The organism is Kibdelosporangium phytohabitans, from assembly GCF_001302585.1.
GTDB classification, from domain to species: domain Bacteria; phylum Actinomycetota; class Actinomycetes; order Mycobacteriales; family Pseudonocardiaceae; genus Kibdelosporangium; species Kibdelosporangium phytohabitans.
The window spans coordinates 100566-113082 of the sequence record NZ_CP012752.1; the positions used below are offsets into that span (position 1 = coordinate 100566).

The following is a 12517-nucleotide window of genomic DNA, read 5'->3' on the forward strand; positions in this document are numbered from 1 at the left end:
CAGTCGGCGTGACAGGGAACTGGGGTGTTCGAGGCCGGTTGTCAGCGGTGGGGTTCGCGGTGCTGGCAACCGCGCCGGTGTGGCCGGTGCTGCAACCGCGCGAGCCGATCGCGGACGAGCTGCTCGCGCCGGCCGAGGTCGCCGTGATCGTGCCCGTGGTGCTGGCTTTCCCGGTGGCCTGGGCGTTGCTCGCCCGGACCCGGCAGCGCGGCTGGCTGGTCGGCTGGGTGCTGGTCGCGCTTGTCCTGACGTGGTCGTCGTGGACGGCGCACTTCGGCGACTACGCCTCGCCGCCTGATGTCGACGACGGTTTGCGCTGGTACCTGCTGACCGCGGCCACCGCGGTCGTCGCCGGGGCCGCGATCGACGCCCACCGGTTGGACCTGACGTGGGCGCTCGGTGCTGCTTGCTGGGTGGCTGGGCTGGTGCTCACCACCATGGTTCCGGTGCTCGACGGCGCGCCCATGCCTCCGGAGGACGCCGTGCTGCCGTTGCCGCCGGGCATGACCGTCGTGGCCAACCAAGGCACCTGTGAAGACTCGTGCCAACGGACATTGCTGGTCACCGCGACAGGCGTCCGGGCGGATGATCTGGCCACGCGACTCGGTGAGCACCTGCGGCAGGCCAAGGGCTGGCAGGTGGAGTTCATCGGGTTCACCGCGCGACCGCAGGTGGAGTGCCGCCCGAACGGTTGGCTGGCCGACCCGTACGAACTCTGCGCCGGCATCACCGTCGACAACCAGCCGGAAGGAGTTGCCGAGATCCGGCTCGGCTACGCCAACCGGCACAATCCGATCTACTGAGAGACGATCAGGACTTCGAGCGTGCGGGGGCCGTGCACGCCTTCGACCCGGTCCATCTCGATGTCGCTCGTCGCGGACGGCCCGCTGACGAACGTCAGCGGACGCGTCGGCTCGAGCCGCGCCAACGCCTCGGGCACAGTGCCCACGACCTGGTCGGCGCGCACGACGCACAGGTGGTAGTCGGGCAGCAGCGTCAGCGCGCGCCTGCCTTGTGCCACGCCACCGTCCAGCACGATCGTGCCGGTCTCGGCGATTCCGACCGCGCAGCCGGTCAGCACTCCGTCGCACGCGTCGAGGTCGGCGTTGGTCAGCGGTTCGCGCAGCCAGGTCACCTCCGGCACGAGCCACTCCGGCGGCGCGTCCGACGCGACCGCGACGCGTTTGCCCGCCAGCGCCGAGCGGATCAGCTCGACGGGGTCCGTCACGCGGTGCACGATCGCCCGGTAGTCGGCCACGCGTTCGGCGAAAAGGTCGAGTACCGAAGGGAAGTCGCGTGTCCGCTGGTACTCGCGCGGCACCGGCCGCGGATCCGGGCGGTCGCCGAGGGCGCCCCGGATCCGGGCGAGGATCACGTCCCGCGAGTCACCCACGGGTGCGTTTCCACCAGGCACTGAACGACTCCTTCGCGGGCGCGGGCAGATCGCGGCTGTCCGTCCACTTCGAACCGGGGAACGGCAGCCCGCGGATCCTGCCACCGCGGGACAGCAACCGCCCGGCCACCGCGAGGCGTTGGGCCGCGCGGAATCGGCGCGGCCCGGCCATCACCCACGACATCGCCGCCATGCCGATCGCCTCGGGGCTGTACTTCGGTTTCGCCTCGACGGCCTTGGCCCGCAGGTGCACCAGCACCGACGGGATGTCGATGCGCACCGGGCACACCTCGAAGCACGCCCCGCACAGCGACGAGGCGAACGGCAGGGAAGCGGCGTGCTTGTCGTGCATGTCGCCGCCGAGCTGGGGGGCGAGGATCGCGCCGATCGGGCCCGGGTAGACCGAGCCGTACGCCTGACCGCCGGTCCGCTCGTACACCGGGCAGACGTTCAGGCACGCCGAACACCGGATGCACCGCAACGCCTGCCTGCCCACGGTCGAGGCCAGCGTGTCCGTGCGACCGTTGTCCACCAGCACCAGGTGGAAGTCGCGCGGGCCGTCGCCGGGCGTCACACCGGTCCAGACGGACGTGTACGGGTTCATCCGCTCCGCCGTCGACGAGCGCGGCAGCAACTGCAGGAACACCTCGAGGTCCTGCCAGGTGGGCACGAGCTTCTCGATGCCCATCACGGTGATCAGGGTTTCCGGCAGCGTCAGGCACATCCGGCCGTTGCCCTCGGACTCGACGACCACGACCGACCCGGTCTCGGCGACGCCGAAGTTCGCGCCGGACACCGCGACCTTGGCCGACAGGAACTTGCGCCGCAGGAACGCCCGCGCGGCCGCGGCCAGCTCGACCGGCTCGTCGGTCAGGTCCTCGGTGCCCGGCATGGCCGCCTTGAAGATGTCCCTGATCTCCGTGCGGTTGCGGTGGATCGCGGGCACCAGGATGTGCGACGGCCGGTCGTTGCCCAGCTGCACGATCAGCTCGGCCAGGTCGGTCTCGATCGGCGTGACCCCACCGGCCTGCAGCGCCTCGTTCAGCCCGATCTCCATCGTGGCCATGGACTTGATCTTCACGACCTCGTCCGCGCCGGCCTCGCGCGCCAGCCGCAGCACGATCTCGTTGGCCTCGGCGGCGTCCCTGGCCCAGTGCACGGTCCCGCCGCGCGCGGCCACCGACTCCTCGAACCGCAGCAGGTACGTGTCCAGGTTGGCCAGCACGTCGTCCTTGATCGCCTCGCCGGACAGCCGCAGCTGCTCCCAGTCCGGCAGTTCGGCGACCGCGCCCGCGCGCTTGGTCCGGATCAGGCCCGTGGCGTGCTTGAGGTTGCGGCGCAGCTGGTCGTCGGCGAGCGCGGTCTTCGCCGCGGTGGGGAAGGCCGGGCTGCCCAGCCACGTCACCGGGTTGCGAGCGGTGTCACCCATGGCTCCTCCTCGGTGCTCGCCAGGATCTCCGCCAAATGCACCGGATGCACACCGGCTTGAAGCCGTGACAATCCACCGCCCATGTGCATCAGGCACGAGTTGTCGCCCGCGGTGAGCACGTCCGCGCCCGTGTCCAGGACGCACGACATCTTGTCCGCGAGCATCGCCGACGACACGTCCGCGTTCTTCAGCGCGAACGTCCCGCCGAACCCGCAGCACGACTCCGCCGCGGGCAGTTCCACCAGGTCGAGGCCCCGCACCGCGCGCAGCAGGCGCAGCGGCTTGTCGCCCACGCCGAGCATCCGCAGCGAGTGGCAAGTCGGGTGATACGTCACCCGATGGGGGAAATATGCGCCGACGTCCTCGATTCCGAGCACGTCGATCAGGAACTCCGACAGCTCGTACACCGGCCCCGGAGTGACCGAAAGATCGGGGTACACGTGCCTGACCATCCCGGCGCACGAACCGGACGGCACCACCACCGCGTCGTACCCGGCGAACACGGACGCGACGTTGCGGGCCAGCGGCACCGCCTTGGCGCGGTAGCCGGTGTTGAAGTGCATCTGCCCGCAGCACGTCTGATCTTGCGGGAACTCCACTGAACAGCCGAGACGTTCCAGCAGCCGGACGACCGCGCGTGCGGTGTCCGGGAAGAACGTGTCGGTCAGGCAGGTCGCGAAAAGCGCGACGCGCCCGGTCGCTCGCTCGGTCGGCACGACCGACACACTGCCCGACGAAGACATCGGATGTCTACTAATCTGGACCCAGAGCTTGCCTGTGTGTACCGAGTACCAGAGCATTGACCGGGTGGTCCAGTTCCTGACCGAGCGAGTCGTGCTCGGCGTCATCGCGACGCTGGCCGTCCTCGGGCTCTTCGTCTTCCTGTGCCGGACGCGACGAGTGAGCACTTCGGTCGACGAGGCACAGCTGGACGCGATCCAACGGCTGTCCAAAGCCGCGCCGGAGCTGCGCGGCGGGCTGACCGAGGCCTCCGCCGACCAGACCGCCAAGCACCTGGTCGAGCTGCTCAAGTGCGTCGCGGTCGGGCTCAGCGACGCGAACGGCTCCCTGCTGTCGTGGGACGGGCAGGCCAACCACCACTACCGGGACCTCGCCGACCACATCGTCAGCGCGGTCTCCCGCGGCCAGCGTGAGCACGTGCAGCACGAGAGCCTGCCGTGCAGCAGGCGCGGCAGCTGCCCGATGCGCACGGCCGTCATCGTGCCGCTGATCGTGGAGGGCACGGTCGAGGGCGCCTTGATCGTGGTCGGCGGGATGAACTCCGGACGGCTGATGCGGATGGCCGACGAGGTCGCCAAGTTCGTCTGCATCCAGCTGGAGCTGGCCAAACTCGACGAGGCCAAGCAGCAGCTGGCGCAGGCCGAGGCGCGCGCACTGCGCGCGCAGATCTCGCCGCACTTCGTCTACAACGCGCTGAACACCATCTCCTCGCTGATCCGCACCGACCCGGAACAAGCCCGTGACCTGGTCCAGGACTTCGCGGACTTCACCAGGTACTCGTTCAGGGCGTCCGGCTTCTTCACCACGCTGTCGGAAGAACTGCGCAACATCGACCGCTACCTGACCATCGAGAGCGCCCGCTACGGCAACCGGCTCGCCGTCCGGCTGAAGATCGCGCCCGAGGTGCTGTCGGTCGTGGTGCCGTTCCTGGTGCTGCAGCCGTTGGTGGAGAACGCGGTCCGGCACGGCATCGCCCGCAAGCCCGGCGGCGGCACGGTCACCGTGATCGCGCAGGACAACGGCTCGGAAGCGTTGATCAGCGTGGAGGACGACGGGGTGGGGATGGACGCGGACAGGCTGTTCGCGGACCTGCGCGACGCGCACAAGACCGGCTCGCACGTGGGCATCGGCAACATCAACCAGCGGATGCGCTCGGTGTTCGGCGACGAGTACGCGCTGATGGTGGAGACAGCGCCGGGCGCCGGGATGAAGGTGATCCTGCGCGTGCCGAAGTCGTTCCCCGGCGTGCGACCGGCCCTGCCGGACTACTCGCACCCCGAGTCGGACGACGACTACGCACCGGTGCCGGGCTCGGCGTCACCCAACGGGCACGCGCAGAGTCCGTAGAGTTTCGACCATGAGCGTGACCGAGAAGCTGGTGTCCCGGTTGCCCGGCCTGGGCGACCGGATCGATCGCAAGCCCGTCGTCTCCGTGATCAAGCTGCACGGCGTGATCACGCCGACCCCGTCCCCGCTCGGCCGCGGGTCGATCAGCCTCAACTCGGTCGAGTCCGCGTTGACCAGGGCGTTCGACCACGAGCGGCTGCTCGCGGTGGCGTTGCAGGTCAACTCGCCCGGTGGCGCGCCGACCCAGTCGGCGCTGGTCGCCGAGCGGATCAGGCAGCTGGCGGCCCGCAAGAACGTGCCCGTGATCGCGTTCTGCGAGGACGTGGCGGCGTCCGGCGGGTACTGGCTCGCGTGCGCGGCCGACGAGATCTTCGCGCACGGCACGTCGCTGGTCGGCTCGATCGGCGTGATCAGCGCGGGATTCGGCCTGACCGGGTTGCTGGAGCGGGTCGGCGTCGAGCGGCGCGTGCACACCGCGGGCACCAACAAGATGCGGCTCGACCCGTTCCAGAACGAGAAGCCCGAGGACGTCGAGTGGCTGGTCGGGTTGCAGGGGCAGCTGCACGAGCAGTTCGTCGAGTGGGTCAGCGAGCGGCGCGGTGACCGGCTCAGCAAGGACCACGACGACGTGTTCTCCGGCGAGGTGTGGACGGGTGCCGCGGCGGCCGAACGCGGCCTGGTGGACGGCCTGGGCACGTTGCGCGGCGTGATCTCGCAGCGCTACCCGGACGCCGAGATCGCCATCGCCGAACCACGACGGCCGCTGCTCGCCCGGCTCGGGGTCGGCGGCGGTGCGGCCGCCGGGATTCTCGGAGCCGCGATTCAGGCCGTGGAACACAGAGCTACCTGGTCGCGCTTCGGTCTGTGATCCTTGTCCGGAGAAACTTCACTCGGCAGGGTGGCGGTAGTGATGAACATGGACATCGAGGCGGTGCGATAGGCAAGATGCACCCCACCGTGACTAACGAGAGCGCAGCCGGACTCGTCGTACTCTGCGTGGACGACGAGCGGGCCGGCATAGAGATGATCACCGAACGGCTCGAGGGAAACCGGCACGTTCGCAAGATCCTGACGGCCTTCGACGCCGCCGAGGCGCTGCGGGTGCTCAGCGGCAACGACGAAGAGCTGGTCACCCGACGCAAAGCGGGGATGCCCGCGGTCGACGCGGTCTTCTGCGACCTGAACATGCCCGGCCTGACCGGCATCGAGATGGGCCGCGTGCTCTCCGAGTTCAACCCGCCGCCCTGCCTGGTGTTCGTCACCGGCGTCGGCGGCGACGAGGCGGTCGACGCCTTCGAACTCGGCGCGGTGGACTACCTGCTCAAGCCGTTGAACGACCAGGCGCGGGTGGACAAGGCGGTCGACCGCGTGATCGCCAAGCTGCGCCTGAACAACCTGCCCGCGCCGGGCACCGCGCCCGGCGGTGGCGTCGCGGTGCAGGACGAGCGCGACGACGAGGTGATCCCGGTCGAACTGGCCGGTACGACGAAACTGGTGGCGCGCAAGTCGGTCCGCTGGGTGGAGGCGCAGGGCGACTACGCGCGGCTCTACACCACGGACGGCTCGCACCTGGTCCGGATCCCGTTGGCGCAGTTGGAGGAGCGCTGGGGAAAGGTCGGGTTCGTGCGGATCCACCGGTCGTACCTGGTGCCGCTGAACCTGATCACCGAGTTGCGGATGGGCGCGTCCGGGTACACCGTCGTGATCGGCAGCGAGGAGAAGGAGCTGCCGGTGAGCCGGCGGCACACGCGTGAGCTCAAGGACAAGCTCGTGCGATCCCCCCGCGCGGGCTTCGGCAGCTAGCGGCCGGTTTCCATGAGCAAGCACTCGGCGGGCAGCGGACCCGGCAGGTCGTCCAAGGACCCGCAGGACAACGGCGCCGCCGGGCCGCCGCCGAGGCGCAAACGCGTTGTGCTCGCGGATTCCCGTGCGCCGGTGACTGTTCTGCGCACGGTCGTCGAGCTGGAGGAACAGACCAGCTACGGCGAGGAGCTCGTGCGCGGGTTCATCCGGATCCAGTTCCGCACGGCCGTGCGGTTGGCGTTGCTCGCCGCCGTTCTGCTGTGCAGTCTGCCGGTGTTGTTCTTCTTCGTGCCCGCGATCTCCGACGTGACCGTGGCCGGGGTGCGGCTGCCGTGGCTGTTGTTGGGGGTCGCCCCCTTCCCCGTTCTCTTCGGTATCGGATACTGGTACAACGTGCTGGCTGAACGGCACGAACGCGACTTCGTCGACATGGTCGAGAAGTAGCCCGAAAGGGTTTGTCCAGTGGGTGGCACGGCCGTTGAGCTGAACCTGTGGGCCGTGTCCGGCATCGCGCTGGTCGCGGTGATGACCTTCTATGTCGGTTTCCGCAGCTCACGGGCGGCCAGCACGACGCAGGACTTCCTCGTGGCGCGGCGGACCGTGCGGTCGCGGCGCAACGCCGCCGCGGTGTCCGGCGAGTACTTGTCGGCCGCGTCCTTCCTCGGTGTGGCCGGTCTGATCCTCAAGGACGGCGTCGACGCGCTGTGGTACCCGATCGGGTTCACCGCCGGTTATCTCGCGCTGATGCTGTTCGTCGCCGCTCCGCTGCGGCGGTCGGGGGCGTACACGCTGCCGGACTTCGTCGAGGCGCGGCTGGGCTCGGGCGGGCTGCGCAAGCTCGCCACGTTCTTCGTGATCTTCATCGGCGTGCTGTACCTGCTGCCGCAGTTGCAGGCCGCCGGGCTCGTGCTCTCGCGGATCATGCCTGTGCCGCAATGGGTCGGTCCGGTCATCGTGATCGTCGTCGTGGTGGTGAACGTGTTCGGCGGCGGCATGCGCGCGATCACCGTCGTGCAGGCCTTCCAGTACTGGCTCAAGCTGTTCGCGATCGCCGTGCCCACGTTCATCCTGTGCGCGATCTTCATCGGGCGCGGCGGCGCGGGGGCGCACGAGACCTCGCTGACCGCGCCGACGTCACCGACGTTCACCGACACCACCACGGTCCGGGTCGACACGCCGGTTCGCCTGCGGATCAAGGAACCCGTGTGGCTGTGGGCGGACGGCGTGGTCAACGGCGCGCCCGCGTCGGGTGACGTGTTCTGGCGGCCGGAGGTCGGTGAGGTCACCGTCAACGCGGGAACGACGTTGCGGTTCAGCGCCGGTTCGGCGGTTCCCGTCGTCGCCGGGGCAGCCGCGGACAACGACAGCTGGATGCGACCGTCGTCCGGCGGCGCGGGTGACCTGTTCACCACGTATTCGCTGATCTTCGCCACGTTCCTCGGCACGATGGGGCTGCCGCACGTCCTGGTTCGCTTCTACACCAACCCCGACGGGAAAGCCGCGCGCCGGACGACGCTGCACATCATGCTGCTGCTCGCGCTGTTCTACATGTTCCCGCTGCTGCTCGGCGCGCTGTCGCGGATCTACGTGCCGGAGCTGCTGGTCACCGGGCGGACCGACGCGGCCGTGACGGAGTTGCCCGCCAAGATCATTCCCGGGCTCCCCGGCGAGATCCTCGGCGCGGTCACCGCCGCCGGCGCGTTCGCGGCGTTCCTCTCGACCTCGTCCGGCTTGGTGGTGAGCGTGTCCGGGGTGCTGTCCACGGACGTGCTGCGCGGCCGCGTGCGCGACTTCCGCTGGGCCGCGCTGATGGCCGGACTCGTGCCGCTGGGGATGGCGTTGGTGCTGCGGCCCAACGACATCTCGCTGAGCATCGGTGTCACGTTCGCGCTCGCCGCGTCCACGTTCTGCCCGGTGCTGCTGCTCGGGATCTGGTGGCGCAAGCTGACGTGGGTCGGCGCGGGCGCGGGCATGATCGTCGGCGGCGGGCTGGTGATCGGCGCGATCGTGCTGGACGTGGTGAGCCGGTACACCGGCGACTGGGCGCCGTCGTTCGTCAAGCAGCCCGCGTTGATCACGGTGCCGATCGCGTTCTTCGTCGTGTACATCGTCAGCAAGGCCACGCACCGGCGGCAGCCCGCCGACACCAGCCGGACACTGCTGCGGATGCACGCGCCCGATCCGCTCGGTTTCATCCGCGACCGCGATGTGGCCCGGTTCGGCACGGCCGAGGAAAGAGCCCGTCTGGCTGACGGTCGTCACCGCCGGTGAAACCGGTCATGTCCGTGTGATGACCGTTCACCGCATCGCTCAACAGGCTGAGCGAATGTGCCCGAACGGCCCCTTACTCGTACCGACAGTTGTATCTACGGTCCGACCTGTGTCCTGATCACGAAATCGGCGTTCGGGGAGGACAAATGAGCACATCGGAGCGAACCGGTCCCGACACAGCCACGTGGCGTGAAGTGCAGGATTCCGCTGATTTCGCCGAACTGCGGCGCAGACTCCGCAGGTTCGTCTTCCCGATGACCGGATTCTTCCTGGTCTGGTATCTGGCGTACGTGCTGCTGGCCGACTACGCACACGGTTTCATGTCGACGCGGCTGTTCGGCAACGTCAATGTCGCGCTCGTGCTCGGGATCCTGCAGTTCGTGTCCACCTTCGTGATCACCACGCTCTACGTCAGGTACGCCAACCGGAAGCTCGATCCGCAGGCCGAGAAGATCCGCGCGGAGATCGAATCCAAAGGGGTGGGCGAATGACCGTCGCCCAGGGCGTCGCCGGGTCGAGTCCGGCACTGAACATTTCGATCTTCGGCGCGTTCGCAGTGATCACTTTGGTCGTGGTGTTCCGGGCGAGCAGAAACACCCGGACGGCGGCTGACTACTACGCCGCCGGTCGTGCGTTCACCGGTCCGCAGAACGGGATCGCGATTTCCGGTGACTACTTGTCGGCGGCGTCGTTCCTGGGTATCGCGGGTGCGATCGCGGTGAACGGCTACGACGGTTTCCTCTATTCGATCGGTTTCCTGGTCGCGTGGCTGGTGGCGTTGTTGCTGGTCGCGGAACTGCTGCGGAACACCGGCAAATACACGATGGGTGACGTGCTCGCGTTCCGGATGCGCCAGCGACCGGTCCGCGCGGCGGCCGCGGTGTCGACGCTCTCGGTCAGCTTCTTCTACCTGCTCGCGCAGATGGCAGGCGCCGGTGGCCTGGTCGCGCTGCTGCTGGGCATCAGCAACCCAGCCGGGCAGGCGGCGGTGATCGCCGTCGTCGGCGTGATCATGATCGTGTACGTCCTCGTCGGCGGCATGAAAGGCACCACGTGGGTGCAGATCATCAAGGCCGCGCTGCTGATCGTCGGCGCCGCCGGGATCACCGTCTGGGTGCTCGCGCGGTTCGGGTTCAACCTGTCGGCCCTGCTCGGCGGCGCCGCGCAGAAAGGCGGCCAGTCGGTCCTCGACCCCGGCATGCAGTACGGCAAGACCCCGACGAGCCAGCTGGACTTCGTGTCGCTGGCGCTGGCCCTGGTGCTGGGCACGGCGGGCCTGCCGCACATCCTGATGCGCTTCTACACCGTGCCCACGGCCAAGGAAGCACGCCGTTCGGTGGTCTGGGCGATCTGGCTGATCGGCATCTTCTACCTGTTCACGCTGGTCCTCGGCTACGGCGCGGGCGCGCTGGTCGGGCCGCAGGCGATCAAGGCCGCGCCCGGCGGGGCCAACTCGGCGGCGCCGCTGCTGGCGGACGCCCTCGGCGGGCCCGTGCTGCTCGGGTTCATCGCGGCGGTCGCGTTCGCAACGATCCTCGCTGTGGTCGCGGGGCTGACGATCACAGCGTCGGCGTCGTTCGCGCACGACGTGTACGCCAACGTGATCAAGAAAGGTGAGGCCGACCCGGCCAAGGAGGTCAAGGTCGCGAGGATCACCGCGCTGGTGATCGGCGCCGTCGCCATCGCGGGCGGCATCGTGGCCAACGGCCAGAACATCGCGTTCCTGGTCGCGCTGGCGTTCGCGGTCGCCGCGTCGGCGAACCTGCCGACCATCCTGTACTCGCTGTTCTGGAAGCGGTTCAACACCTCCGGCGCGTTGTGGAGCATCTACGGTGGCCTCGGGGTGTGCGTCCTGCTGATCGTCTTCTCACCCGCGGTGTCCGGCAGCTCGTCGGCGATGTTCAAGAACGCCGACTTCGACCTGTTCCCCCTGGCCAACCCGGGAATCGTGTCCATCCCGGTGTCGTTCTTCCTCGGCTGGCTCGGCACGGTCCTGGCCAAGGAACGCGACGACGCCAAGTACGCCGAGATGGAGGTCCGCGCACTCACCGGCGTCGGCGCGGAAAAAGCCACCCACCACTGAAACCCCTCGTGAGTGGTTTGACCGGTTCTAACCGGCCGACCCACTCACGAGGTTTGACCTGGCATAACAGCATCCCCACGCGGATCGTGGCAGCATCTGGGCTGTGTCTATGCCTAACGTGCCCGCCGCGACCGTCAACGACATCCCGGCCGACGTGACCCTGCTCGACGTGCGTGAACAGAACGAGTGGGACGCCGGGCACGCGCCGGACGCGCTGCACATCCCGATGGGTGAACTGGCCGGGCGGCTCGACGAGCTGCCCAGCGACCAGGACGTCTACGTGATCTGCCGCAGCGGCGGCCGGTCCGCGCGGGTGACGGCGTACCTCAACGGCAACGGCTGGGACGCCACCAACGTCGACGGCGGCATGCAGTCGTGGCACGCGGCGGGCAAGGCGATGGTCAGCGAGTCGCAGACCGAACCGCAGGTCATCTGACCGTGCACCCGCACTACCAGGGCAGACCGCCCGCGCGCATGACCTGGGTGGCGACCCCGCCACCCGGGGCGTATCCGCGCGGGCGCGGCGGACAGCGGCGGCGCAGGCCGTACGCCGGGCCGCCCGCGTACCCGACGCCGCCGCGCTGGGGTTTCCCCAGCGTCGCGTGGCGGTGGCCGACGTCCGTGCCCGGTGCCCGGCCGGAGGTCCCGGCCGCGGTGGACCGCGTCCGGTACATCGCCAAGCACGCGGTCGCGATGCTCTGGCTGCTCGCGGGCTTGGCCGTGGTGGCCGCCGGGTCCGAGATCTGGCGGTACGTGCTCCTGCTGCGAAGCCGTTACGGTGCGCTGAGCAGCGGTGTCGTGGCCACCTCCGACACCTTCGTCTACGCCGGGGCGATCCTGGCCCTGGCCGTCGGCGCGCTCGCTGTGGCGTTGACGATCTGGTGGTTGTACGTCGCCAGGCTGGCGGCGGCCGAGGTCGCCGGGTACCAGCCGGGACGCACCGACAAGCAGTTCTTCTGGGGCATGCTGATCCCCGGGATCAACCTGGTGGTGGCGGGGTCGGTGTTCGCCGAGCTGGAGCACGCCGCCGAACGCCGCGACCCGGACGACCGCCCGAAGCCCGGCAAGCTGGTCAAGTGGTGGTGGGGCCTGTGGGTCGCCGACGGCCTGCTGATGGCGTTCACGATCGCCTGGCGGTTCCGCGGCGGCGTGCAGGCCCAAGCCGACGGTGTCGTGCTTGCCACCGTCACCGACCTGCTCGGCGCCGCGGTCGCGGTGCTCACGATCCTGTTGATCCGGCGGCTGGTGAAGCTGCTGGCGCCGATCGACGCGGCGGCACTGCGGCCGATGCGTGTGGTGAAGGTGACCGACGCCCCTCCGCCTGAGCTGCGCGCGACCAGGGCTTTCGGTTCCACGCGCTGACGCGGCCCGAGAACGCGGGGTGGTGTTGAGGACCCGTGGCACGATCCGACGACGAGTTCTTCTCGGCGCGCTTCGATCGGTCCAGGCC

At 69.2% G+C, this 12517-nt stretch carries 13 protein-coding genes; 10 read left to right on the forward strand and 3 right to left on the reverse strand.

Annotated elements, in window-relative coordinates; translation table 11 throughout:
- The first annotated feature begins 8 nt into the window (after positions 1 to 8).
- Positions 9 to 803 carry a hypothetical protein gene (locus tag AOZ06_RS00475; RefSeq protein WP_157232738.1) on the forward strand — a complete coding sequence of 265 codons (795 nt, stop codon included), beginning with the start codon at positions 9 to 11 and terminating at the stop codon, positions 801 to 803.
- On the opposite strand, the gene AOZ06_RS00480 is transcribed toward AOZ06_RS00475, so the two are convergent.
- Genes AOZ06_RS00480 through AOZ06_RS00490 form a run of 3 tightly spaced genes read right to left on the reverse strand, consistent with a single transcriptional unit; the run spans position 797 to position 3538 of the window.
- Entirely contained in the window at positions 797 to 1393 is a 597-nt protein-coding gene (locus tag AOZ06_RS00480) for a LutC/YkgG family protein (protein WP_054287587.1), read from the reverse strand. The genes AOZ06_RS00475 and AOZ06_RS00480 overlap by 7 nt on opposite strands.
- Positions 1386 to 2822 carry a LutB/LldF family L-lactate oxidation iron-sulfur protein gene (locus tag AOZ06_RS00485; RefSeq protein ID WP_054287588.1) on the reverse strand — a complete coding sequence of 479 codons (1437 nt, stop codon included), beginning with the start codon at positions 2820 to 2822 and terminating at the stop codon, positions 1386 to 1388. The genes AOZ06_RS00480 and AOZ06_RS00485 overlap by 8 nt, the downstream gene beginning before the upstream one ends.
- Positions 2795 to 3538 carry a (Fe-S)-binding protein gene (locus AOZ06_RS00490; protein ID WP_236952021.1) on the reverse strand — a complete coding sequence of 248 codons (744 nt, stop codon included), beginning with the start codon at positions 3536 to 3538 and terminating at the stop codon, positions 2795 to 2797. Before AOZ06_RS00490 ends, AOZ06_RS00485 begins: the two co-directional genes overlap by 28 nt.
- Positions 3539 to 3620: 82 nt before the next feature.
- On the opposite strand from AOZ06_RS00490, the gene AOZ06_RS00495 reads away from it, so the two are divergent.
- The 9 genes from AOZ06_RS00495 (at position 3621) to AOZ06_RS00535 (ending at position 12429) form a co-directional block, all read left to right on the forward strand.
- On the forward strand, positions 3621 to 4910 hold the full coding sequence (locus AOZ06_RS00495; protein ID WP_054296314.1) for a histidine kinase: 1290 nt from the start codon (positions 3621 to 3623) through the stop codon (positions 4908 to 4910).
- A gap of 10 nt (positions 4911 to 4920) precedes the next feature.
- The gene (locus tag AOZ06_RS00500; protein ID WP_054287590.1) at positions 4921 to 5778 is read left to right on the forward strand and encodes a S49 family peptidase; all 858 of its coding nucleotides are present in this window, start codon (positions 4921 to 4923) and stop codon (positions 5776 to 5778) included.
- A 77-nt stretch (positions 5779 to 5855) separates the two neighbouring features.
- Positions 5856 to 6713 (forward strand): LytR/AlgR family response regulator transcription factor, encoded by an 858-nt coding sequence (locus AOZ06_RS00505; protein WP_054287591.1) that lies wholly within the window; start codon positions 5856 to 5858, stop codon positions 6711 to 6713.
- Positions 6714 to 6725: 12 nt separating this feature from the next.
- Positions 6726 to 7157 (forward strand): hypothetical protein, encoded by a 432-nt coding sequence (locus tag AOZ06_RS00510; RefSeq protein ID WP_054287592.1) that lies wholly within the window; start codon positions 6726 to 6728, stop codon positions 7155 to 7157.
- Positions 7158 to 7238: 81 nt separating this feature from the next.
- Positions 7239 to 8984, forward strand: coding sequence for a sodium/solute symporter (locus AOZ06_RS00515; RefSeq protein WP_054296315.1), 1746 nt, complete (start codon positions 7239 to 7241; stop codon positions 8982 to 8984).
- Positions 8985 to 9130: 146 nt separating this feature from the next.
- Positions 9131 to 9475, forward strand: a complete 345-nt coding sequence (locus AOZ06_RS00520) for a DUF485 domain-containing protein (protein ID WP_054287593.1) — start codon at positions 9131 to 9133, stop codon at positions 9473 to 9475.
- The gene (locus AOZ06_RS00525) at positions 9472 to 11067 is read left to right on the forward strand and encodes a solute symporter family protein (protein WP_054287594.1); all 1596 of its coding nucleotides are present in this window, start codon (positions 9472 to 9474) and stop codon (positions 11065 to 11067) included. The genes AOZ06_RS00520 and AOZ06_RS00525 overlap by 4 nt, the downstream gene beginning before the upstream one ends.
- 109 nt (positions 11068 to 11176) lie before the next feature.
- Positions 11177 to 11503 (forward strand): rhodanese-like domain-containing protein, encoded by a 327-nt coding sequence (locus AOZ06_RS00530; RefSeq protein WP_054287595.1) that lies wholly within the window; start codon positions 11177 to 11179, stop codon positions 11501 to 11503.
- Between the two features lie 38 nt (positions 11504 to 11541).
- The gene (locus AOZ06_RS00535) at positions 11542 to 12429 is read left to right on the forward strand and encodes a DUF4328 domain-containing protein (protein ID WP_054296316.1); all 888 of its coding nucleotides are present in this window, start codon (positions 11542 to 11544) and stop codon (positions 12427 to 12429) included.
- The last annotated feature ends 88 nt before the right edge of the window (positions 12430 to 12517 follow it).